We start from the raw sequence: 24,085 nt of genomic DNA, 5'->3' as shown, positions 1-24,085 counted from the left end.
AATTTCCAGTGAAGTTCGTAAAGTATTTATTGATCCTTGCAGTCTGTTGCATTCTGCTGGGAGCAGGCTCGATTTATGGCCTCTACCGCTACATCGAGCCACAACTGCCGGATGTGGCGACATTAAAAGATGTACGCCTGCAAATTCCGATGCAGATTTACAGTGCCGATGGCGAGCTAATTGCTCAATACGGTGAAAAACGTCGTATTCCGGTTACGTTGGATCAAATCCCGCCGGAAATGGTGAAAGCCTTTATTGCGACGGAAGACAGCCGCTTCTACGAGCATCACGGTGTTGACCCGGTGGGGATCTTCCGTGCGGCAAGCGTGGCGCTGTTCTCCGGCCACGCATCACAAGGGGCGAGCACCATCACCCAACAACTGGCGAGAAACTTCTTCCTGAGTCCAGAACGCACGTTGATGCGTAAAATTAAGGAAGTCTTCCTTGCGATTCGTATTGAACAGTTGCTGACGAAAGACGAAATCCTCGAGCTTTATCTGAACAAGATTTACCTCGGTTACCGCGCCTATGGTGTCGGTGCTGCGGCACAAGTCTATTTCGGTAAAACGGTCGATCAATTGACGCTGAACGAAATGGCGGTGATTGCCGGGCTACCGAAAGCCCCCTCCACCTTCAACCCGCTCTACTCTATGGATCGTGCCGTTGCGCGACGGAACGTCGTGCTGTCGCGAATGTTGGACGAAGGGTATATCACTCAACAGCAGTACGCTCAGACACGCACTGAGCCGGTTAACGCCAACTATCACGCACCGGAGATCGCCTTCTCAGCGCCGTATCTCACCGAAATGGTACGCCAGGAGATGTATAACCGTTACGGCGAAAGCGCTTATGAAGACGGTTATCGCATTTACACTACCATTACCCGCAAAGTGCAGCAGGCCGCACAGCAAGCAGTACGTAATAACGTTCTGGACTACGACATGCGTCATGGCTATCGCGGCCCAGCCAATGTGCTGTGGAAAGCAGGTGAGTCAGCGTGGGATGACAAAAAGATTACCGATACGCTGAAGGCGCTGCCGACCTATGGTCCGCTGCTGCCTGCCGCGGTCACCCGCGCCAACCCGCAGGAAGCGACAGCAATGCTGGCGGACGGAACATCCGTAACGCTGCGAATGGAAGGAGTGCGCTGGGCGCGGCCTTATCGTTCAGATACTCAGCAGGGACCGACGCCGCGTAAAGTGAGCGATGTTGTGCAAACAGGTCAGCAAATCTGGGTTCGCCAGATGGGCGATGCCTGGTGGCTGGCACAGGTGCCGGAAGTGAACTCTGCGCTGGTATCTATCAATCCACAAAACGGCGCGGTTATGGCGCTGGTCGGTGGCTTTGACTTCAACCAGAGCAAATTTAACCGCGCCACCCAGGCGCTGCGTCAGGTTGGTTCGAATATCAAGCCTTTCCTCTACACCGCAGCGATGATAAAGGTCTGACGCTGGCAAGTATGTTGAACGATGTGCCGATTTCCCGCTGGGATGCAGGCGCGGGTTCAGACTGGCAGCCGAAAAACTCACCACCGCAGTATGCCGGTCCAATTCCGTTTACGCCAGGGGCTGGGTCAGTCGAAAAACGTGGTAATGGTACGAGCGATGCGTGCGATGGGCGTGGACTATGCCGCAGAGTATTTGCAACGCTTCGGCTTCCCGGCACAAAACATTGTCCACACTGAATCGCTGGCGCTGGGTTCTGCTTCCTTCACGCCGCTACAGGTGGCGCGTGGGTACGCAGTGATGGCTAATGGTGGCTTCCTGGTTGACCCCTGGTTTATCAGCAAAATTGAAAACGACCAGGGTGGCGTGATTTTCGAAGCTAAACCGAAAGTAGCCTGCCCGGAATGTGATATTCCGGTGATTTACGGTGATACGCAAAAATCGAACGTGCTGGAAAATAGCGACGTTGAAGATGTTGCTACCTCTCGCTCGCAGCAGAATGTTTCCGTTCCAATGCCGCAACTGGAGCAGGCTAATCAGACATTAGTGGCGAAGACTGGCGCGCCAGAGTACGCACCGCACGTCATCAGCACACCGCTGGCATTCCTGATTAAGAGCGCCCTGAACACCAATATCTTTGGTGAACCAGGCTGGCAGGGTACTGGCTGGCGCGCAGGTCGTGATTTGCAGCGTCATGATATCGGCGGGAAAACCGGAACCACCAACAGCTCGAAGGATGCATGGTTCTCGGGTTACGGTCCGGGCGTTGTGACTTCGGTATGGATTGGCTTTGACGATCACCGCCGTAATCTCGGTCACACCACGGCTTCCGGGGCGATTAAAGATCAAATCTCTGGTTATGAAGGTGGTGCTAAAAGCGCGCAGCCTGCATGGGACGCTTATATGAAAGCCGTTCTGGAAGGTGTGCCAGAACAACCCCTGACACCGCCGCCGGGTATTGTGACGGTGAATATCGATCGCAGCACCGGGCAACTGGCCAGCGGCGGTAACAGCCGCGAAGAGTATTTCATCGAAGGTACGCAGCCTACACAGCAGGCGGTGCGCGAGGTAGGTACAACCATTATTGATAATGGTGAGGCGCAGGAATTGTTCTAAAAACGACGCCCGGCAGCGTTAATGTTGCCGGGCTTTTTTACTATGGAAGATATCAACGAAAATGGAAATTCACTCCCCTTCTCTTTCAGAGAATTGCAGCGAAATCAGTCGTCAGTTCACCAGGCAATATGCCCCGTTCAGCCTCAACCAGACTGATTTTCTAACCATCAATGGCCTTGTTCTACGAAGATATCATCCAGATAAAGTGCCACGCCTGCACAAAGCGACTCTCTATGACATCATTGCTGTCACGTTTTTCTTGCTATTCCCTGCATCTCTCGTGATTTTAGGGATATTTAATATAGAAATTGAATTATCAGTCTGGAATAACATCACCGATGACCTTCTGTTTATACTCAACAAAAACAAAGTATTAATTATCGTATTTTGGCTACATGGTATGTTTTTTTCAGTAAAGACCTACTGGACAAGACATAAACTGAAGAAAGCGCAATCTGCTCTCTACAATCAAACAGCAATGAAGGAAGGATTGAACTTTAAAATCGATGAGACTGGTGTTAAATGCTGGAAAAAATCTGGCACCCACAGCTTTTGTGTCTGGTCAGAGATAAATGACCTTATCCCCTATAAAGATATATTTATATTGGTTATGAACAAATCAAGTTTTATATGGCTGAGTGATAAAGAAGAGGAAGCACTGGCGTTTATTCACGAAAAAATCGCCCAGTCACGCCAGCCTGCATAAACAGGGGTTTTACAACCGCCCCTGCCCCTTCAACCACTCACGTACCAGGAACAGCGCGCTGACATTGCGCGCTTCGTTGAAATCAGGGTCTTCGAGCAAATCCATCATATGCGCCAGCGGCCAGCGCACTTGCGGCAGCGGCTCTGGCTCATCGCCTTCCAGCGATTCAGGGTAGAGATCCTGCGCCACCACGATATTCATTTTGCTGGAAAAGTAAGACGGTGCCATGCTGAGCTTCTTCAAGAAAGTCAGATCGTTCGCACCAAATCCCACTTCTTCTTTTAGCTCGCGGTTAGCGGCTTCATAGACACTTTCACCGGGGTCAATTAACCCTTTCGAAAATCCTAACTCGTAGGATTCAGTTCCCACTGCGTATTCGCGGATCAAAATCAGGTGATCGTCCACAATCGGCACAATCATCACGGCTTCCCGGTTGGTTGGACGCATTCGTTCATAAACACGCCGCACGCCGTTGCTGAACTCCAGATCCACGCTTTCGACGGTAAACAATCGGGAACGGGCTACAGTTTCAACATTCAGAATGGTGGGTTTTTGTAATGATTTGCTCATCGTGGAATCTATGCTGTGAAATCAGCAGTTATTGTGCGATATCGGACACGCTTTCGGCAATGTGAATTGCATGTTATTTACATTTACGTAACCTAATAAATAATCATTCTCAAATCAAATAAAAAGTCAATAGGTTGAAATAAGTCCAGGAATTTGCTGATATTCCGCCCTCAGAGGGTTTGCTATGATCAGCGGTTACTGGGATGCGCTTAATGATGCTCAAGTTCAACTCCACGCTTGCCGATAGCCAACCGCAGAATCCTATATTGTGTCCAGGATGCGACTAACCACACCTGACAAATTAAGTAAGATGGGGAAAGCATGAGCACCATTGTGATTTTTTTAGCTGCTTTGCTGGCCTGCTCACTACTTGCAGGATGGCTGATAAAAGTACGCTCCAGGCGACGTCCACTGTCCTGGGCTAACGCCTTCGCTGATGCGCAAACGCGCAAACTCACTTCTGAAGAACGTAGCGCCGTTGAAAATTATCTCGACAGTCTGACGCAGGTTTTGCAGGTTCCCGGCCCAACGGGTGCCAGCACGGCTCCTGTTTCTCTGACCCTGAACGCCGAAAGCAACAACGTCATGATGTTGACGCACGCCATCACGCGTTATGGCATTTCTACCGACGATCCAAACAAATGGCGTTACTATCTCGATTCGGTGGAAGTCCACCTGCCCCCGTTCTGGGAGCAGTACATCAACGATGAAAATACCGTTGAACTGATCCATACCGATTCGCTGCCGCTGGTTATTTCACTCAACGGTCATACGCTGCAAGAGTACATGCAGGAAACTCGCGGCTATGCGTTACAGCCAGTCCCGTCAACGCAGGCGTCTATTCGCGGAGAAGAAAGCGAACAAATTGAATTACTCAATATTCGCAAAGAAACGCACGAAGAGTATGCGCTTAGTCGCCCGCGTGGGCTGCGTGAAGCGTTACTGATTGTCGCCTCCTTCCTGATGTTCTTTTTCTGCCTGATTACCCCGGATGTCTTTGTTCCGTGGCTGGCTGGTGGCGCATTACTGCTGCTGGGAGCAGGCCTGTGGGGGCTATTTGCACCGCCGGCAAAATCATCCCTGCGGGAGATCCACTGTCTGCGTGGTACGCCGCGTCGTTGGGGATTATTTGGCGAAAACGATCAGGAACAAATCAACAATATCTCGCTCGGTATTATCGACCTGGTCTATCCCGCGCACTGGCAGCCTTATATTGCCCAGGATCTGGGGCAGCAAACGGATATCGATATCTACCTTGATCGGCATGTGGTACGCCAGGGACGCTATCTTTCGCTGCATGACGAAGTGAAAAACTTCCCGCTGCAACACTGGCTACGCAGTACGATTATCGCTGCCGGATCGCTGCTGGTGCTGTTTATGCTGCTGTTCTGGATCCCGCTGGATATGCCGCTGAAATTCACCCTCTCCTGGATGAAAGGCGCGCAGACCATTGAGGCCACCAGCGTTAAACAACTGGCAGATGCCGGAGTACGTGTAGGCGATACCTTACGTCTTAGCGGTACAGGGATGTGTAATATCCGCACTTCCGGAACCTGGAGCGCGAAAACTAATTCACCGTTTTTGCCATTTGACTGCTCGCAGATCATCTGGAATGACGCCCGTTCATTGCCATTACCAGAGTCTGAACTGGTCAACAAGGCCACGGCACTGACCGAGGCAGTAAACCGCCAGTTGCACCCGAAACCGGATGATGAATCTCGCGTCAGCGCCTCATTGCGTTCAGCAATTCAGAAATCCGGCATGGTACTGCTTGATGACTTTGGCGACATTGTGCTGAAGACGGCTGATCTCTGTGCTGCCAAAGATGATTGTGTACGGTTGAAAAATGCGCTGGTAAATCTCGGCAACAGTAAGGACTGGGACGCACTGGTAAAACGCGCCAACGCCGGAAAACTCGACGGTGTCAATGTGTTACTCCGCCCGGTGAGTGCAGAATCACTCGATAACCTGGTGGAAACCTCTACAGCACCATTCATCACTCATGAAACGGCGCGAGCGGCGCAATCACTGAATAGCCCGGCACCGGGAGGATTCCTGATTGTCAGCGACGAAGGCAGTGATTTAGTCGATCAACCGTGGCCTGCGGTTTCGCTTTATGATTATCCGCCACAAGAGCAGTGGAACGCCTTCCAGAAGCTGGCACAAATGTTGATGCATACGCCTTTTAACGCCGAGGGGATCGTCACCAAAATTTTCACCGACGCCAACGGCACGCAGCATATCGGCCTGCACCCCATCCCGGATCGCTCCGGACTGTGGCGCTATCTGGGCACGACATTGCTGTTGCTAACGATGCTGGGCAGCACCATCTATAATGGCGTGCAGGCCTGGCGACGATGCCAGCGTCACCGTACCCGTATGCTAAAAATTCAGGAATACTACGAAAACTGCCTGAATTCGAAACTGCTGACATCTTCAGAAAGCCTCATCGAATAACACGTTTGCGCGGCAGGTTATGCTACCCTGTCGCGCAAATTGCTTCACTCTGGAGATTCCCCCATGCATATCAACATTGCCTGGCAGGACGTAGACACCGTTCTGCTGGATATGGACGGCACACTGCTCGACCTCGCTTTCGATAACTATTTCTGGCAAAAGCTGGTGCCCGAAACCTGGGGCGCGCAGAACGGTGTCACGCCACAAGAAGCGATGGAATATATGCGCCAGCAATATCACGACGTGCAGCATACGCTAAACTGGTACTGTCTTGATTACTGGAGTGAGCAACTGGGCCTGGATATTTGCGCGATGACCACCGAAATGGGGCCACGCGCCGTGCTGCGTGAAGATACCATTCCGTTTCTTGAAGCTCTGAAAGCCAGCGGCAAGCGGCGAATTTTGCTCACTAACGCCCATCCGCACAATCTGGCGGTAAAACTCGAGCATACCGGTCTGGACGCACACCTTGATTTATTACTTTCCACCCACACATTTGGTTATCCGAAAGAGGATCAGCGGTTATGGCATGCGGTGGCCGAAGCTACGGGTCTGAAAGCTGAAAGAACGCTGTTTATTGATGACAGCGAAGCGATTCTCGACGCTGCCGCGCAATTTGGTATTCGTTACTGCCTCGGCGTTACTAATCCCGACTCAGGGATTGCTGAAAAACAGTATGAGCGCCATCCGTCACTGAATGACTACCGCCGCCTGATCCCCTCGCTAATGTGAAGGAGACGCCATGAAAGAAAAACCTGCTGTTGAGGTTCGACTGGATAAATGGCTATGGGCCGCCCGTTTTTATAAAACCCGCGCGCTGGCCCGCGAAATGATTGAAGGCGGTAAGGTGCATTACAACGGGCAGCGCAGCAAGCCGAGTAAAGTCGTCGAACTGAATGCCACGCTCACACTGCGCCAGGGAAATGACGAGCGAACAGTAATTGTGAAGGCGATTACTGAGCAGCGTCGCCCCGCCAGCGAGGCGGTCTTGCTGTATGAAGAGACTGCGGAAAGTGTAGAGAAACGCGAAAAAATGGCGCTGGCACGTAAACTTAATGCCTTAACCATGCCGCACCCGGACCGACGCCCGGACAAAAAAGAGCGCCGCGACCTGTTACGATTTAAACACGGCGACAGTGAATAACTGTCACCTGCAAGAGAGATGATTATGCCGCAACATGACCAATTACATCGCTATCTGTTTGAAAACTTTGCCGTGCGCGGCGAACTGGTAACCGTTTCGGAAACCCTGCAACAGATCCTTGAGAATCACGATTATCCGCAGCCGGTGAAAAACGTGCTGGCAGAACTGCTGGTCGCAACCAGCCTGCTGACCGCTACACTGAAGTTTGATGGTGATATCACCGTGCAACTACAAGGCGACGGCCCGATGAATCTGGCGGTCATCAACGGAAACAACAAACAGCAGATGCGCGGCGTCGCACGCGTGCAGGGCGAAATTCCAGAAAATGCCGATCTGAAAACGCTGGTCGGTAACGGTTATGTGGTAATTACCATTACGCCGAGCGAAGGCGAACGCTATCAGGGCGTCGTTGGTCTGGAAGGTGATACCCTGGCAGCTTGCCTGGAAGATTACTTTATGCGTTCTGAACAGTTGCCGACGCGCCTGTTTATTCGCACCGGCGAAGTAGATGGTAAGCCTGCCGCTGGCGGCATGCTGTTGCAGGTGATGCCTGCGCAAAATGCCCAGCAGGATGACTTCAATCACCTGGCGACACTGACCGAAACCATCAAAACCGAAGAACTGCTGACCTTACCGGCAAACGAGGTTTTGTGGCGTTTGTATCACGAAGAAGAAGTGACGGTTTACGATCCGCAGGATGTTGAGTTCAAATGCACCTGCTCGCGTGAACGTTGCGCCGACGCGCTGAAAACGCTGCCGGATGAAGAAGTAGATAGCATCCTGGCGGAAGAAGGCGAAATTGACATGCATTGTGATTACTGTGGTAACCACTATGTGTTCAATGCGATGGATATTGCCGGGATCCGCAACAACGCATCTCCGGCAGACCCGCAGGTTCATTAATTAGTAAATCCGGCAGAGACAACTCTGCCGGATTTTTTGTCTTAATAGCCTGATGTGCTGCGCTTATCAGGCCTACGGTATAAATCGCAAGTTATTGTAGGTCAGATAAGGCGTTCGCACCGAATCCGGCAAAAATCAGATGCGCGTTGTCACTCATTCAGATTCAAATCCAGCGTTTCACCATCCACCGTAAGATCGCGCCACGCTTTAGGCTTCGTCCCCAGTTTTCCCTCCTTCGCAGCAGTGAGTAATTTTTCTTTCGTTATTTCGCGCGGAAGTAAACTCATCGTAAGCTCTTGCCATTCTTTCTTGTCAGGATCAAAGCCATAAACAATATATCTTTCACTATTAAAAGCGAAAAGAATCCACTCTGCCCTGCCATCACTATTCAGATCTTGCTCAACCAGTACACAGGCGTCTTTTTCAATACATATCATCGCGTTATAGAGATTTTTCATCACTGCCGACCAGAATGTCGCATCCGGTTTGCCAGAACCTGGGGCAATTAATACATTATCGGCTAATGCTTTTTCCGATATCCGCTGCTGAAGACGCTGGACTCCATCAAACGCCATAAGCAGACTCCGTCTGCGTTTCGGGTCTTTCATATACTCGACATCGCTTTTCAGCGACTCGAGCGCCGCACGTCCATAGCGACCGCTCTGTTCGAGCATGTAGATACTCACCTGGTCTGGCGTGTTTTTGCCGCTCTGATAACGCGCCATATGACTGTTCACGCTAATGCGCATACTGTCCAGCACTGGAGAATTAAGCAATACCAGTATCACCAGCACCAGCAACGAAACCGCAAGATTCACTTTACCCTGAAGAACAAGGGGATTTTGCCCTTTACGCCAGACAATACTGACAAAATATCCCAGCGACCAAACCAGTAACACCACCACAGCCAGCGCACCATGCAAGCGTTCGGCAGTCCAGCCGTACTGAGCAACCCGCAACCATAACGCCCAGGCGGCGATCAGCACATACAGCGGCGTAACCAGCAGAGCGGTTTTAATCAGGTAACGCAACGGGCCAGCCCAGGGAATTGATGCTTTTTGCGGATCGCGGACAACGGCCATTAAAAGCAGTTGCAAAAAGGCCAGCGTCAAAAGCAACCCAGCGGCAGAGATATGGCGAGAAATCGCATTCAGGCCCGCAAACGGCAGGGTGATAATAAACAGCAGCGTCAGCAATGACACCAACGGCAGTAAACCCGTGGCAATTAACGTGAACAACTTTTGAATTGAGTCAATTAAACGTGACTGTGTCCGCGCCAGGATCACCGCCAGCGCAGTAACCAGCCCCAGCGTAAGATAAATAAACCAGTCGGTTGAAAAAAAGAGCGTTTTGAAAAACGTGATGCCAACAAGTTTAAATAACTCACTCCACAGTAAAAGCACCAGCCACGTCAGGCCATTGGTGATAAAAATCACTAATAATACAAGTACGTTATGCCATACCGACTGGTAAAAATAGCTATAGCGGGTAATGTCATTGTGCACACGCAGGCTCTGTTGTATCCACGGCAGCAACATCACTCCCATCAACAGCAGATAACAACCAAAATCCCAAAGCGCCTTTTCCGCTCTCCAGGGACTCATGCCATCAATTTGCCACTTCAGCCAGCCGCTCATCCCGAGAGTGGCAATCAACACTATCGCCAACCATCCCCAAAGTCGCTTCTGTTTGAAGGACACCACGGTGAAGAGTAAAACAGATGAAAGCGCCAGGGTCGCAGGCACGCCATAGACAATCCAACTGTTATTTTTTCCGGCAAGCCAGGTTATCAGCAAGTAGCAAACCAGCCCCTGGAGTAATCCGGTAGCAACCATTCCCCAGCGTGTTACGGGTGAAAGTTCAACGTTGTCCATGTTGGTATCCAGATTCGAAAGGAGAGTTAATTATCGCATCCAGGCAGGACTAATTTGCTTTTTTCAGAAAATAATCAAAAAAAGTTAGCGTGGTGAATCGATACTTTATCTATTGAATTTTCATCAGTTTCATAAATGAATGCGATTACGCTCACAATATCCCTGCCATATAAACCAATTTTTAACCTTTTAAGAACATTTTCCACACCGGGAATGCTATTTCTGCGATAATAGCAACCGTTTCGTGACAGGAATCACGGAGTTTTTTGTCAAATATGAATTTCTCCAGATACGTAAATCTATGAGCCTTGTCGCGGTTAACACCCCCAAAAAGACTTTACTATTCAGGCAATACATATTGGCTAAGGAGCAGTGAAATGCGCGTTAACAATGGTTTGACCCCGCAAGAACTCGAGGCTTATGGTATCAGTGACGTACATGATATCGTTTACAACCCAAGCTATGATCTGTTGTATCAGGAAGAGCTTGATCCAAACCTGACCGGTTATGAGCGCGGGGTGTTAACTAACCTGGGTGCTGTTGCCGTCGATACCGGGATCTTCACCGGCCGCTCACCAAAAGATAAGTATATCGTCCGTGACGATACTACCCGCGATACCTTCTGGTGGGCCGACAAAGGCAAAGGTAAGAACGACAACAAACCTCTCTCTCCGGAAACCTGGCAGCATCTGAAAGGCCTGGTGACCAAACAGCTTTCCGGCAAACGCCTGTTTGTCGTTGACGCTTTCTGTGGCGCTAACCCGGACACTCGCCTTTCCGTGCGTTTCATCACCGAAGTGGCCTGGCAGGCGCATTTCGTCAAGAACATGTTTATTCGCCCGAGTGATGAAGAGCTGGAAGATTTCAAACCAGACTTTATCGTCATGAACGGCGCGAAGTGCACCAACCCGCAGTGGAAAGAACAGGGTCTGAACTCTGAAAACTTCGTTGCGTTTAACCTGACTGAGCGCATGCAGTTGATTGGTGGCACCTGGTACGGCGGCGAAATGAAGAAAGGGATGTTCTCAATGATGAACTACCTGCTGCCGCTGAAAGGCATTGCCTCCATGCACTGCTCCGCCAACGTTGGCGAGAAAGGCGATGTTGCGGTGTTCTTCGGCCTTTCCGGCACCGGTAAAACCACCCTTTCCACCGACCCGAAACGTCGCCTGATTGGCGATGACGAGCACGGCTGGGATGATGACGGCGTATTTAACTTCGAAGGCGGCTGCTACGCGAAAACCATCAAGCTGTCGAAAGAAGCAGAACCCGAAATCTACAACGCCATCCGTCGCGATGCGCTGCTGGAAAACGTCACCGTGCGTGAAGATGGCACTATCGACTTTGATGATGGTTCAAAAACCGAGAATACCCGCGTTTCTTATCCGATCTATCATATCGAAAACATCGTTAAGCCAGTCTCCAAAGCGGGCCACGCGACTAAAGTGATCTTCCTGACCGCAGATGCTTTTGGCGTACTGCCGCCGGTTTCTCGCCTGACTGCCGATCAAACCCAGTACCACTTCCTCTCAGGCTTCACCGCCAAACTGGCCGGTACTGAGCGTGGCATCACCGAACCGACGCCAACCTTCTCTGCCTGTTTCGGCGCGGCATTCCTGTCGCTGCACCCGACTCAGTACGCAGAAGTGCTGGTGAAACGTATGCAGGCGGCGGGTGCGCAGGCATATCTCGTTAACACTGGCTGGAACGGCACTGGCAAACGTATCTCCATTAAAGATACCCGCGCCATTATCGATGCCATCCTGAACGGTTCGCTGGATAACGCAGAAACCTTCACCCTGCCGATGTTTAACCTGGCGATCCCAACCGAGCTGCCGGGCGTAGACACGAAGATCCTCGATCCGCGTAACACCTACGCCTCTCCGGAACAGTGGCAGGAAAAAGCTGAAACGCTGGCGAAACTGTTTATCGACAACTTCGATAAATACACCGACACCCCTGCGGGTGCCGCGCTGGTCGCTGCTGGCCCGAAGCTGTAATCAGTTAAGTTAAGAGACAAAAGCCCCCGTTTCGCAAGATACGGGGGATTTTTTATAGTAGAAAGGAAGCATCAATGAGCTACGATTTAATGGTGTTTGAACGTAGTGCAGCCCCACAAGATCCGGCTGTTTTTATGGAATGGTATGAGAAGCAAACTTCGTGGAGTGAACAACACGACTACAATAATTCAGAAATAAGCAGCCCCGCCCTTAGAAATTTTTACTCAACTCTGATTCAAACCTTCCCTAATTTAAATGGGGCGGATGCCCCCGATGACGAACAGTTCGATAAGCTGGATGAGTCAGGATTAGATGTTTATTTGACCGACTATTCAATTGGAAAAAATATTATCTATATGGCATTTAGCTGGTCTGTAGCAGATGACGCATTGAAAAAAGTTCGTGAAATAGCTCACCTTCATCAAGTTGGTTTTTGCAATGTAAGTAGCAATATGGAAGTTGAATAATCTTATCAACACGATGAGTCTATATTCTCGTGTTGTGAGCATAATGTATTAGAAGCGAAAAAAACGGGAGGCTCATCGCCTCCCATTTTTTTACCCTTCTTTTGTCGTGCCCTGCGCTCGCGTGACCGGTACAGGCAACCAGGCGCGAATGGAAAGCCCGCCTCGCTCGCTGGTGCCGAGCTCCAGCATCCCGTTATGGTTATCGATGATACGCTGCACAATTGCCAGCCCTAACCCCGTTCCGCTAATGGTGCGCGCGCTGTCGCCGCGGACAAACGGCTGGAATAAGTGCTTACGCTGCTCTGGTTCAATACCAGGACCATCATCTTCCACCTGGAACCAGGCGCGATTCGGCTCCGTACCGCTACTGACTTTAATCCAGCCATTGCCGTAACGGGCGGCGTTCACCACCATATTTGCCACTGCGCGTTTGATGGAGAGCGGATGCATTTTTACTTCAATGCTGCCCGGCTCAAGCGCGGTTTCAATTTCCCGCTCATAGCCACTTTCCGCAGCAATCACCTCACCAAGCACGGCATTAAGATCGGCCAACTCCATCGGCATCTCCTGCCCGGTGCGTAGATAGTCGATAAATTGCTCAATGATGGCATTGCACTCTTCGATATCCTTGTTGATCGATTCCGCCAGGTAGCCATCCTGCTCACTCATCATCTCCGTTGCCAGGCGAATACGCGTCAGCGGCGTGCGCAGGTCATGACTCACCCCTGCCATCAACAACGTGCGGTCATCCGCCAGTTGCTTGACGCCAGCCGCCATATGGTTGAAGGCACGGGTAACCGAACGCACCTCCGAAGCACCATATTCACGCAGCGGCGGAGGAATAATCCCCTTACCCACCTGCAAAGCCGCATGTTCGAGATCGACTAACGGTCGGTTCTGAATACGAATAAACAGCCACGCGCCGCCTATCGCCAACAGCATTATCGCCAGCGTATAGCGGAACAGCGGGGAGAAATCACCCTGATGAATTTCGGTCAGCGGCACACGCACCCAGATATTGGGCGACAGCCAGGTTTTCAGCCAGACGACAGGCGAGCTTTTGTTGACCTCGACGCGAACTTCCGTCGGACCGCCCAGTTGCTGCGCCATCTGATGGCTTAAGAATTCATAGTGTTGCGCCCAACGCAGCCCTGCCTCTTCGGCAGCTTCGTTGGAATAGAGAGAGATCCCCAGCTCACGGTAGATCTCCCGACGAAAAGCGGGAGGCACAACCAACTGCGTGCCGTCCTCCAGTTGCAGTTTGTCGGTCATCAACATACGTACTTCGTATGCGAGGACTTTATTAAACTGCTGAAGGCTCGGCAAAATCGCGAAGTTCAGTACCACCAGGTAAGTCGTCACCAGGCTGACGAACAGCAAGGTGACGATGAGCAATAACGTGCGGGCAAATGAACTTCGTGGCGAGAAGCGCAATCGCCTCATGCTTTAGAACCGTCCGGCACGAAGACGTAGCCCAGACCCCAGACGGTCTGAATGTAACGTGGGTGCGCCGGATCTTCTTCCACCATGCGGCGCAGACGCGAGATCTGCACGTCGATGGAGCGTTCCATTGCGGAATATTCACGTCCACGGGCAAGGTTCATCAATTTATCGCGGGAGAGCGGCTCACGCGGATGACTGACCAGCGCCTTCAGTACCGCAAATTCACCGCTGGTGAGCGGCATCGGCTCATCTTCACGGAACATTTCGCGCGTACCGAGGTTAAGTTTGAACTTACCGAAAGCAATTACCGCTTCTTCCTGCGACGGCGCGCCCGGCAACTCGTTCGCCTGACGACGCAGTACCGCACGAATACGAGCCAGCAGTTCACGTGGGTTAAACGGTTTCGGAATGTAATCGTCAGCGCCAATCTCCAGGCCAACGATACGGTCAACTTCTTCCCCTTTCGCCGTCACCATAATGATCGGCATCGGGTTACTCTGGCTACGAAGACGTCGGCAAATCGACAAGCCATCTTCACCAGGTAACATCAAATCCAGTACCATAAGATGGAAAGATTCACGGGTGAGCAGGCGATCCATCTGTTCTGCATTAGCGACGCTTCGAACCTGGAAGCCTTGTTCGGTGAGATAACGCTCCAGCAGCGCGCGCAGGCGCATGTCGTCATCGACCACCAGAATCTTGTAGTTCTCTTGCATTGTTTATACTCCCAAAGGTTCGCAACAATTTGTAAGCATGTATTCTTAAAAAAGCTTACGTTCGTCACCAGCTAAATCTGGTATAAATTTCAGCCTAAATTGTTACAAAGCATATTAAACAGCAGTTTAAGTATACAATTTATTCGGCGGAACATTATTGATTCTGTTGATATGATCACGTTATACCCAATGTGCGCATTATCAAACAGACAAAGGGAATCAACGAGATGAAAACGCCCCTGATTACCCGGGAAGGGTATGAAAAACTCAAACAAGAGCTCAATTATCTCTGGCGTGAAGAACGCCCCGAGGTCACAAAAAAGGTGACCTGGGCTGCAAGTCTGGGCGACCGCAGCGAAAATGCTGACTATCAGTATAATAAAAAGCGCCTGCGTGAAATCGACCGCCGCGTGCGCTACCTCACTAAATGCATGGAAAATCTACAAAATCGTCGATTATTCCCCGCAGCAGGAAGGCAAAGTGTTCTTTGGCGCGTGGGTGGAGATTGAAAACGACGATGGTGTTACCCACCGTTTTCGTATCGTCGGCTACGATGAAATTTTTGGCCGTAAAGATTACATCTCTATTGATTCCCCAATGGCCCGCGCATTGCTGAAAAAAGAGGTTGGCGATCTGGCGGTGGTGAATACCCCTGCCGGGGAAGCGAGCTGGTATGTTAATGCCATCGAGTACGTGAAACCGTAAGGAAGAGTCTTAACCTCCTGCCGATGGCTGGCATTTTTGCCAGCCAGTCCGTATAACTATCCCCTGATTTTTGATCCGAAAAGATGAACTCAAACCATGATGAATGATTCGTTCTGCCGCATTATTGCGGGTGAAATTCAGGCGCGCCCGGAACAGGTTGAAGCCGCCGTTCGCCTGCTTGACGAAGGGAATACCGTGCCGTTTATCGCACGTTATCGTAAGGAAATCACCGGCGGTCTGGATGACACGCAGTTGCGTAATCTGGAAACGCGTCTGGGATATTTGCGCGAGCTGGAAGAGAGACGTCAGGCGATCCTCAAGTCCATTTCTGAGCAAGGTAAACTCACCGATGAGCTGGCGAATGCCATCAACGCCACTTTGAGCAAAACCGAACTCGAAGACCTCTATCTGCCCTACAAACCTAAACGCCGCACCCGTGGGCAAATCGCCATTGAAGCAGGTCTTGAGCCGTTAGCTGACCTGTTGTGGAACGATCCATCGCAAACGCCGGAAATTGCCGCTGCGCAATTTGTTGATGCTGATAAAGGCGTAGCGGATACCAAAGCCGCGCTGGACGGCGCGCGCTATATACTGATGGAACGTTTTGCCGAAGATGCCGCCCTGTTGGCGAAAGTGCGTGATTATCTGTGGAAGAACGCACATCTGGTCTCAACCGTAGTAAGCGGTAAAGAAGAGGAAGGGGCAAAATTTCGCGACTATTTCGATCATCACGAACCGCTGTCAACGGTGCCCTCTCACCGCGCGCTGGCGATGTTCCGTGGGCGTAATGAAGGCGTACTCCAGCTTTCGCTGAATGCCGATCCGCAGTTCGACGAGCCACCGAAAGAGAGCTATTGCGAACAAATCATTATGGATCACCTCGGCCTGCGCCTGAACAATGCTCCGGCGGATAGCTGGCGCAAGGGCGTGGTGAGCTGGACCTGGCGCATCAAGGTGCTGATGCATCTGGAAACCGAACTGATGGGCACCGTGCGCGAACGCGCAGAAGATGAAGCAATCAACGTTTTTGCCCGTAACCTGCATGATCTGCTGATGGCGGCTCCTGCCGGGCTGCGTGCGACGATGGGCCTCGATCCGGGTCTGCGTACCGGGGTAAAAGTAGCGGTAGTCGATGCGACCGGTAAACTGGTGGCAACCGACACCATTTATCCGCACACCGGGCAGGCCGCAAAAGCAGCGATGACCGTTGCTGCTCTGTGCGAAAAACATAACGTTGAACTGGTGGCGATTGGTAACGGTACGGCTTCCCGCGAAACCGAGCGTTTCTATCTCGACGTTCAGAAGCAGTTCCCGAAAGTGACGGCGCAAAAAGTGATCGTCAGCGAAGCAGGCGCATCGGTTTACTCTGCTTCCGAACTGGCAGCACAGGAGTTCCCGGATCTCGATGTTTCTCTGCGTGGCGCGGTATCTATCGCCCGTCGTTTGCAAGATCCGCTGGCGGAGCTGGTGAAAATCGATCCGAAATCCATCGGCGTGGGTCAGTATCAGCATGACGTCAGCCAGACACAACTGGCTCGCAAACTGGATGCAGTGGTGGAAGACTGCGTAAACGCCGTTGGCGTCGATCTCAACACCGCTTCTGTTCCGCTGTTAACTCGCGTGGCGGGTCTGACGCGCATGATGGCACAAAACATCGTTGCCTGGCGCGATGAGAATGGGCAATTCAAAAACCGTCAGCAATTGTTAAAAGTTAGCCGTTTAGGGCCTAAAGCCTTCGAGCAGTGTGCGGGCTTCCTGCGTATTAACCACGGCGATAACCCGCTGGACGCGTCTACCGTTCACCCGGAAGCCTATCCGGTGGTCGAACGCATTCTGGCGGCAACGCAACAGGCACTGAAAGATCTGATGGGTAACAGCAGCGAACTGCGTAACCTGAAAGCCTCTGACTTTACCGATGAGAAATTCGGTGTGCCGACGGTAACCGACATTATCAAAGAGCTGGAAAAACCGGGTCGCGACCCGCGTCCGGAATTTAAAACCGCTCAGTTTGCCGATGGCGTCGAGACAATGAACGACCTGCAACCGGGTATGATCCTCGAAGGTGCAGTCACCAACGTCACCAACTTTGGCGCGTTTGTCGATATCGGCGTACATCAGGACGGTCTGGTTCACATCTCTTCCCTGTCGAATAAGTTTGTGGAAGATCCGCACACCGTGGTGAAAGCGGGTGACATTGTGAAGGTGAAAGTGCTGGAAGTGGATCTCCAGCGTAAACGTATCGCCCTGACCATGCGTCTGGACGAACAGCCTGGTGAAACCAATGTCCGTCGTGGCGGCGGTAACGATCGTCCGCAAAACAACCGCCCGGCAGCAAAACCGCGTGGCCGTGAAACGCAGCCTGCCGGTAACAGCGCGATGATGGATGCGCTGGCAGCAGCGATGGGTAAAAAGCGTTAAACACTATGACTGGCCTACGGTTCAGCTTTGCACGGGTTCGTAGGCCAGATAAGGCGTTCACGCCGCATCTGGCAATAAACGCCTTAACTGACATAAAAGTGCCGGAGAACATCTCCGGCATTTGAGATTGCTGACAAACTCGCTTACGGGTCAAAACAGGCACAACTTTCCCCCCTCTCCCTAGCCCTCTCCCCGATGGGGCGAGGGGACCGTCCGTGCACTTGCCTGGCTCCGGTATTTTTATTCCACAGCCAAAACCACAATATATTCCGCTAATATTTATCACATCATTAACAACTGAAACCTTAATTAAACATCAAGCCGCCCTAATAATTCGTCACTCGAATTTTATTTTGACCAAGATATAACCTTGAGCCACATCAACATTGGCGCAAATTATTATCTAAACCAACATTCGCACACATTTTAAGTATTGCTGATAGAAACCATTCTCATTATCATTGTACTGTTGATTATTTAATCTCTCCTTCGTTGGCGAATCATCTGGTCTCATGTCGCTGTCAAACGCCCCATGAGGTAGTTAACCAGTTTTACTCTAAATAATTCGAGTTGCAGGAAGGCGGCAAGTGAGAGAGTCCCCGGTTACTTACTCCAGTAAGTAACCGGGGTGAGCGACCGAAGCCGCAGCACATGCAATTTGAATTATGACGAGTATAGCGAGAAACAAGTAGGCACCTATGCAATACACCCCAGATACTGCGTGGAAAATCACTGGCTTTTCCCGTGAAATTAGCCCGGCATATCGTCAGAAGCTGCTTTCTCTTGGCATGTTACCTGGCTCCTCTTTTAATGTGGTGCGCGTCGCTCCACTCGGTGATCCTATTCATATCGAAACCCGTCGTGTAAGCCTGGTATTACGGAAAAAAGATCTGGCCTTATTAGAAGTGGAAGCGGTTTCCTGTTAATACGGTGAGAATAACAATGAAAAAATTAACCATTGGCTTAATTGGTAATCCAAATTCTGGCAAGACAACTTTATTTAACCAGCTCACCGGGGCTCGTCAGCGTGTAGGAAACTGGGCTGGTGTTACCGTCGAACGTAAAGAGGGTCAGTTCACCACTACCGATCATCAGGTCACCCTGGTGGATCTGCCCGGCACTTATTCTCTGACCACCATCTCTTCGCAGACTTCGCTGGATGAGCAAATCGCCTGTCACTACATTTTAAGCGGCGATGCCGATCTGCTGATTAACGTGGTGGATGCGTCTAACCTTGAACGTAACCTTTACCTGACGCTGCAACTACTGGAGCTGGGTATTCCGTGCATCGTGGCGCTGAACATGCTCGACATTGCCGAGAAGCAAAATATTCGCATTGAAATTGATGCCCTGGCGGCGCGTCTTGGCTGCCCGGTGGTTCCACTGGTCTCCACTCGTGGTCGTGGTATTGAAGCGCTGAAACTGGCAATTGACCGCTACAAAGCCAACGAGAATGTAGAACTGGTGCATTACGCCCAACCGCTAATCAATGAAGCCGACGCACTGGCGAAAGTGATGCCGTCCGACATCCCGCTGAAACATCGCCGCTGGCTGGGTCTGCAAATGTTGGAAGGCGATATTTACAGCCGCGCCTACGCTGGTGAAGCATCGCAGCATCTGGATGCTGCTCTCGCCCGTCTGCGTAATGAGATGGACGATCCGGCGCTACACATTGCCGATGCGCGTTACCAGTGTATTGCCGCCATCTGTGATGTGGTGAGCAACACCCTGACGGCAGAACCCAGCCGTTTCACCACTGCCGTAGATAAAATCGTGCTTAACCGATTCCTTGGTCTGCCGATTTTCCTCTTTGTGATGTACCTGATGTTCCTGCTGGCTATCAATATCGGCGGGGCGCTACAACCGCTGTTTGACGTCGGTTCCGTGGCGCTGTTTGTACATGGTATTCAGTGGATTGGTTACACACTCCACTTCCCGGACTGGCTGACTATCTTCCTCGCCCAGGGCCTGGGTGGTGGTATTAACACCGTTCTGCCACTGGTGCCGCAAATTGGCATGATGTACCTGTTCCTCTCCTTCCTGGAAGACTCCGGATATATGGCGCGTGCGGCGTTTGTGATGGACCGTCTGATGCAGGCGTTGGGATTACCGGGTAAATCTTTTGTGCCATTGATTGTTGGCTTCGGTTGTAACGTGCCGTCGGTGATGGGCGCGCGAACCCTTGATGCACCGCGTGAACGCCTGATGACCATCATGATGGCTCCATTTATGTCCTGCGGCGCACGTCTGGCAATCTTCGCGGTATTTGCGGCTGCGTTCTTTGGGCAGAACGGCGCGCTGGCTGTGTTCTCACTGTATATGCTGGGTATCGTGATGGCTGTGCTGACTGGCCTGATGCTCAAATACACCATCATGCGCGGTGAAGCGACGCCGTTTGTCATGGAGTTGCCGGTATACCACGTACCACACGTTAAGAGCCTGATTATCCAGACCTGGCAGCGTCTGAAAGGTTTCGTTCTGCGCGCCGGTAAAGTGATTATCATCGTCAGTATTTTCCTGAGTGCCTTCAACAGCTTCTCGCTAAGCGGGAAAATCGTCGACAACATCAACGACTCAGCGCTGGCTTCTGTCAGCCGTGTGATCACCCCGGTCTTCAAGCCGATTGGTGTACATGAAGATAACTGGCAGGCAACGGTTGGCCTGTTCACGGGTGCCATGGCGAAAGAAGTGGTGGTGGGTACGCTCAACACCCTCTACACCGCAGAAAATATTCAGGACGAAGAGTTCAATCCGGCGGAATTCAACCTTGGTGAAGAGCTGTTCAGCGCGGTAGATGAAACCTGGCAGAGTCTGAAAGACACCTTTAGCCTTAGCGTACTGATGAACCCAATTGAAGCCAGCAAAGGCGACGGTGAAATGGGCACCGGGGCGATGGGCGTGATGGATCAAAAATTCGGTAGCGCGGCAGCAGCTTACAGCTATCTGATTTTTGTCCTGCTGTATGTACCGTGCATCTCGGTAATGGGCGCCATCGCTCGTGAATCAAGCCGTGGCTGGATGGGCTTCTCCATCCTGTGGGGGCTGAATATCGCTTACTCGCTCGCCACCTTGTTCTATCAGGTTGCCAGCTACAGCCAGCACCCAACCTACAGTCTGGTGTGCATTCTGGCGGTGATCCTGTTTAACATCGTGGTCATTGGCCTGCTGCGTCGCGCGCGTAGCCGGGTTGATATCGAACTGCTGGCAACGCGCAAATCGGTAAGCAGTTGCTGCGCAGCCAGCACCTCTGGCGATTGCCACTAAGGATACGGCAATGGCTTCGCTCATCCAGGTGCGTGATTTGCTGGCGTTACGGGGCCGTATGGAAGCGGCCCAAATCAGCCAGACGCTGAACACTCCACAACCGATGATTAACGCAATGCTGCAACAACTGGAAAGTATGGGCAAAGCCGTGCGAATTCAGGAAGAACCTGACGGCTGCCTCTCCGGCAGTTGCAAAAGCTGCCCGGAAGGAAAAGCCTGTCTGCGTGAGTGGTGGGCGTTGCGTTAACATTGTTCCACAACATTGTTCCACCACCTGTTTTGAAAAGCCCGGTATGCGTTTGCTACCGGGCTTTTTTGCGTGCCACTTTCCATAAAAATGCAACTCTTGCAGCACGACGTAAATTCCTCTGAAAGAGTCTCGCAGGGATGAAAACTGGCTAATGCACAGGTGTGGAGTGGCGCGTAGAGTCGCGGCATTCAAACAACAGGTGAAGGAACGCCATGAGCAAAAAGCAGAGTTCCACCCCACACGATGCACTGTTCAAACTCTTTTTACGCCAACCGGACACGGCGCGCGATTTTCTTGCGTTCCATTTACCGGCTCCCATTCACGCGCTCTGTGATATGAAAACCCTCAAGCTGGAGTCGAGCAGTTTTATTGATGACGATCTGCGTGAAAGCTACTCTGACGTGCTGTGGTCGGTGAAAACCGAGCAAGGACCAGGATACATCTATTGCCTGATTGAACATCAAAGCACCTCAAACAAACTGATCGCATTTCGCATGATGCGTTACGCCATTGCCGCAATGCAAAATCACCTGGATGCCGGATACAAAACGTTGCCGATGGTGGTGCCGTTGTTGTTTTACCATGGTATTGAAAGCCCCTATCCCTATTCGCTGTGTTGGCTGGATTGTTTCGCCGATCCCAACCTGGCCAGGCAGCTTTACGCCTCTGCATTTCCGCTGATTGATGTCACCGTCATGCCTGATGATGAAATCATGCAACACCGACGCATGGCGCTGCTGGAGTTAATTCAAAAACATATTCGTCAACGCGACCTGATGGGACTGGTAGAGCAAATGGCCTGCTTATTAAGTAGTGGATACGCTAATGACAGACAAATCAAAGGGCTGTTTAATTACATACTACAAACAGGCGATGCGGTACGTTTTAACGATTTTATCGATGATGTGGCCAAACGTTCACCGAAACACAAGGAGAGTTTAATGACTATTGCGGAAAGATTGCGGCAGGAGGGACATCGTCAAGGGGTACAACAAGGTGTACAGCAAGGTGTACAGCAAGGACGACGCCTGGAAGCCCTGGATATTGCCCAAACGATGCTGAAAGCGGGTATCCCCCACGAAGACATAATCTTATTTACCAGCCTGACGATGGAGGAGCTTAAAGAAATTATCCATTGATAAAACAAAGGAGAGTTTAATGACTATTGCAGAAAGATTACGGCAACAAGGAGGAGCCATGATCGTTACTATCCCACGAGATCTTGCCACCGATCCTGGCTGGTCACCGGGCACAGAGATTACCGTGGAGAAAAAAGGCGATAGCGTTAATTTGCGCGCCACAGAGCACAAGCCGCGTGGGCGTCTTACCGTCGCGCAATTGTTGAGCCAGATCGATGAAAGCGAAATTACGGAGCTAAATCAGTCGACAGAAGGATGGGCAGAAGGGAAAAAAGGTAATGAAGCATGGTAAAGGCACGGACGCCACATCGTGGTGAGATCTGGTATTTTAACCCTGCTCCGGTTGCCGGGCATGAACTTCGGGGTCCACATTATTGCATTGTGGTAACAGACAAAGAACTCAACAATGTCTTAAAAGTTGCTATGTGCTGTCCGATTTCAACAGAGGCAAATGCAACACGTTCCACAGGGGTGACGGTGAACGTCCTCCCCCATGATACGCAAACCGGTAACCTGCATAGCGTTGTGCTTTGTCACCAGCTAAAAGCTGTCGATCTTATTGCCCGTGGCGCTAAATTTCATACCGTTGCCGATGAAACATTGATTAGTAAGGTACTCGGTAAACTGGTAAATTTAATCGACCCACAATAATTTGCCCTTACTTACCACCTACACCCTCTGCTTCAACGCCACCAGCAGGTGACAAAACTCATCCGGATGCGAAATAAACGGCGCATGAGCCGCTTTGGCGAAGATATATGATTTGCTGTGAGGCCATAGTTCATCCAGCATTGGCACTACTTTGCGCGGCACCAGACCGTCAAGATAGCCATATAAGCGCAAAAACGGCATTTGTACGCTTTGCAACGGCTGACGGAGATCGACCGTTTTCAGAATTTCCAGCCCACCATTAAGCACGTCAACCTCCGGCATCGGTAACGCCAGAACGGTTTTCTTCAGCGCTCGCGCATCCTGACGCGCCGTTTCCGTGCCCATCGTTTGTAGTGCAAGGAACCGTTCCACTGTACGCTGAAAATCTTCACTTAGCTGCTGCTGGAAACCCGCCAGCACGTCCGGTTTTATCCCCGGCCACTCATCACGAGCACTGAAACACGGTGACGAAGCTACGGTAACCAGCGCCTGAACACGCTCGGGATGGGTTAACGCAATCTGACTTGCCACCAGCCCGCCCAGACTCCAGCCCAACCAGATGGCTTTATTCGGTGCCCGTTGCAGCACGCATTCCGCCATGTCAGAAAGCGACATCGCGCCATATCCCTGGCTGCGCCCGAAGCCAGGCAGATCAACAAGATGCAGCGTAAAATGCGAGCTGAGTTCCTCATCGATGCAACGCCACACTTCGGCATTCAGTCCCCATCCGTGCAACAGCACAAGATGAACATTCCCCTGACCTTTGGTCTGCCACCAGATGTTATTCATCCGCTATTGTTCTCTTTTGACTCACAAG

At 51.4% G+C, this 24,085-nt stretch carries 21 protein-coding genes and 1 pseudogene; 17 read left to right on the top strand and 5 right to left on the bottom strand.

Annotation, left to right across the window (positions count from 1 at the left end):
• Positions 1-8 precede the first annotated feature (8 nt).
• The 3 genes from ESM_RS1000000129490 to ESM_RS0122875 all read left to right on the top strand — a co-directional run bounded on the left by ESM_RS1000000129490 (position 9) and on the right by ESM_RS0122875 (position 3,267).
• Positions 9-1,448, top strand: a complete 1,440-nt coding sequence (locus ESM_RS1000000129490; RefSeq protein WP_010381184.1) for a transglycosylase domain-containing protein — start codon at positions 9-11, stop codon at positions 1,446-1,448.
• Positions 1,449-1,538: 90 nt separating this feature from the next.
• On the top strand, positions 1,539-2,561 hold the full coding sequence (locus ESM_RS1000000129485; RefSeq protein WP_272941448.1) for a penicillin-binding transpeptidase domain-containing protein: 1,023 nt from the start codon (positions 1,539-1,541) through the stop codon (positions 2,559-2,561).
• 61 nt (positions 2,562-2,622) lie between these two features.
• The gene (locus ESM_RS0122875) at positions 2,623-3,267 is read left to right on the top strand and encodes a hypothetical protein (protein WP_000402438.1); all 645 of its coding nucleotides are present in this window, start codon (positions 2,623-2,625) and stop codon (positions 3,265-3,267) included.
• Positions 3,268-3,276: 9 nt separating this feature from the next.
• Here the strand turns inward: ESM_RS0122875 and nudE are convergent, their stop codons facing one another.
• On the bottom strand, positions 3,277-3,837 hold the full coding sequence (nudE, locus tag ESM_RS0122870) for an ADP compounds hydrolase NudE (protein WP_000045743.1): 561 nt from the start codon (positions 3,835-3,837) through the stop codon (positions 3,277-3,279).
• A 321-nt stretch (positions 3,838-4,158) separates the two neighbouring features.
• Between nudE and igaA the strand changes: the two genes are divergently transcribed.
• The 4 genes from igaA (at position 4,159) to hslO (ending at position 8,341) form a co-directional block, all read left to right on the top strand.
• A complete protein-coding gene (gene igaA / locus ESM_RS0122865) occupies positions 4,159-6,294 on the top strand; it encodes an intracellular growth attenuator protein IgaA (protein WP_000104500.1) in 2,136 nt (711 codons plus the stop codon).
• 63 nt (positions 6,295-6,357) lie between these two features.
• Positions 6,358-7,026 carry a GMP/IMP nucleotidase gene (gene yrfG / locus ESM_RS0122860; RefSeq protein ID WP_000547898.1) on the top strand — a complete coding sequence of 223 codons (669 nt, stop codon included), beginning with the start codon at positions 6,358-6,360 and terminating at the stop codon, positions 7,024-7,026.
• 10 nt (positions 7,027-7,036) lie between these two features.
• Complete coding sequence (hslR, locus tag ESM_RS0122855) at positions 7,037-7,438, top strand: ribosome-associated heat shock protein Hsp15 (RefSeq protein WP_000660493.1); 402 nt, start codon at positions 7,037-7,039, stop codon at positions 7,436-7,438.
• Between the two features lie 24 nt (positions 7,439-7,462).
• Positions 7,463-8,341: an Hsp33 family molecular chaperone HslO gene (gene hslO, locus ESM_RS0122850; RefSeq protein ID WP_001517230.1), complete on the top strand. Its 879-nt coding sequence runs from the start codon at positions 7,463-7,465 to the stop codon at positions 8,339-8,341.
• Positions 8,342-8,490: 149 nt separating this feature from the next.
• On the opposite strand, the gene ESM_RS0122845 is transcribed toward hslO, so the two are convergent.
• Entirely contained in the window at positions 8,491-10,215 is a 1,725-nt protein-coding gene (locus tag ESM_RS0122845) for a DUF4153 domain-containing protein (protein ID WP_000370891.1), read from the bottom strand.
• A gap of 377 nt (positions 10,216-10,592) precedes the next feature.
• Here ESM_RS0122845 and pckA point away from each other — a divergent pair, with 377 nt between their 5' ends.
• Positions 10,593-12,215 (top strand): phosphoenolpyruvate carboxykinase (ATP), encoded by a 1,623-nt coding sequence (pckA, locus tag ESM_RS0122840; protein WP_001517232.1) that lies wholly within the window; start codon positions 10,593-10,595, stop codon positions 12,213-12,215.
• A gap of 74 nt (positions 12,216-12,289) precedes the next feature.
• Positions 12,290-12,682, top strand: a complete 393-nt coding sequence (locus ESM_RS0122835; protein WP_000119466.1) for a hypothetical protein — start codon at positions 12,290-12,292, stop codon at positions 12,680-12,682.
• 90 nt (positions 12,683-12,772) lie between these two features.
• Here ESM_RS0122835 and envZ read toward each other — a convergent pair whose 3' ends face one another.
• On the bottom strand, positions 12,773-14,125 hold the full coding sequence (envZ, locus tag ESM_RS0122830; protein ID WP_001253702.1) for a two-component system sensor histidine kinase EnvZ: 1,353 nt from the start codon (positions 14,123-14,125) through the stop codon (positions 12,773-12,775).
• Positions 14,122-14,841, bottom strand: a complete 720-nt coding sequence (ompR, locus tag ESM_RS0122825; RefSeq protein WP_001157751.1) for an osmolarity response regulator transcription factor OmpR — start codon at positions 14,839-14,841, stop codon at positions 14,122-14,124. Before ompR ends, envZ begins: the two co-directional genes overlap by 4 nt.
• 227 nt (positions 14,842-15,068) lie before the next feature.
• Between ompR and greB the strand changes: the two are divergent.
• The 8 genes and pseudogenes from greB (at position 15,069) to ESM_RS0122785 (ending at position 23,268) form a co-directional block, all read left to right on the top strand.
• A pseudogene (gene greB / locus ESM_RS01000000125705) lies at positions 15,069-15,546 on the top strand (transcription elongation factor GreB).
• A 96-nt stretch (positions 15,547-15,642) separates the two neighbouring features.
• The gene (locus ESM_RS0122815; RefSeq protein ID WP_000980770.1) at positions 15,643-17,964 is read left to right on the top strand and encodes a Tex family protein; all 2,322 of its coding nucleotides are present in this window, start codon (positions 15,643-15,645) and stop codon (positions 17,962-17,964) included.
• Between the two features lie 698 nt (positions 17,965-18,662).
• The gene (gene feoA / locus ESM_RS0122810; RefSeq protein ID WP_001200455.1) at positions 18,663-18,890 is read left to right on the top strand and encodes a ferrous iron transporter A; all 228 of its coding nucleotides are present in this window, start codon (positions 18,663-18,665) and stop codon (positions 18,888-18,890) included.
• 16 nt (positions 18,891-18,906) lie between these two features.
• Complete coding sequence (gene feoB, locus ESM_RS0122805; protein WP_000737036.1) at positions 18,907-21,228, top strand: Fe(2+) transporter permease subunit FeoB; 2,322 nt, start codon at positions 18,907-18,909, stop codon at positions 21,226-21,228.
• 10 nt (positions 21,229-21,238) lie between these two features.
• Positions 21,239-21,475 (top strand): [Fe-S]-dependent transcriptional repressor FeoC, encoded by a 237-nt coding sequence (gene feoC, locus ESM_RS0122800; protein ID WP_000157586.1) that lies wholly within the window; start codon positions 21,239-21,241, stop codon positions 21,473-21,475.
• Between the two features lie 215 nt (positions 21,476-21,690).
• A complete protein-coding gene (gene rpnA, locus ESM_RS0122795) occupies positions 21,691-22,617 on the top strand; it encodes a recombination-promoting nuclease RpnA (RefSeq protein WP_000039070.1) in 927 nt (308 codons plus the stop codon).
• 19 nt (positions 22,618-22,636) lie between these two features.
• A complete protein-coding gene (locus tag ESM_RS0122790) occupies positions 22,637-22,909 on the top strand; it encodes an AbrB/MazE/SpoVT family DNA-binding domain-containing protein (RefSeq protein ID WP_032141466.1) in 273 nt (90 codons plus the stop codon).
• Complete coding sequence (locus ESM_RS0122785; protein ID WP_000237585.1) at positions 22,903-23,268, top strand: type II toxin-antitoxin system PemK/MazF family toxin; 366 nt, start codon at positions 22,903-22,905, stop codon at positions 23,266-23,268. Before ESM_RS0122790 ends, ESM_RS0122785 begins: the two co-directional genes overlap by 7 nt.
• An 18-nt stretch (positions 23,269-23,286) precedes the next feature.
• Here ESM_RS0122785 and bioH read toward each other — a convergent pair whose 3' ends face one another.
• Positions 23,287-24,057: a pimeloyl-ACP methyl ester esterase BioH gene (gene bioH / locus ESM_RS0122780; RefSeq protein ID WP_001060066.1), complete on the bottom strand. Its 771-nt coding sequence runs from the start codon at positions 24,055-24,057 to the stop codon at positions 23,287-23,289.
• Positions 24,058-24,085 lie beyond the last annotated feature (28 nt).

This window comes from Escherichia sp. TW09308 (assembly GCF_000208565.1).
Lineage (GTDB): Bacteria > Pseudomonadota > Gammaproteobacteria > Enterobacterales > Enterobacteriaceae > Escherichia > Escherichia marmotae.
Note: the sequence above shows the minus strand (reverse complement) of the source record. Positions and strands in the feature narration are given on the sequence as shown.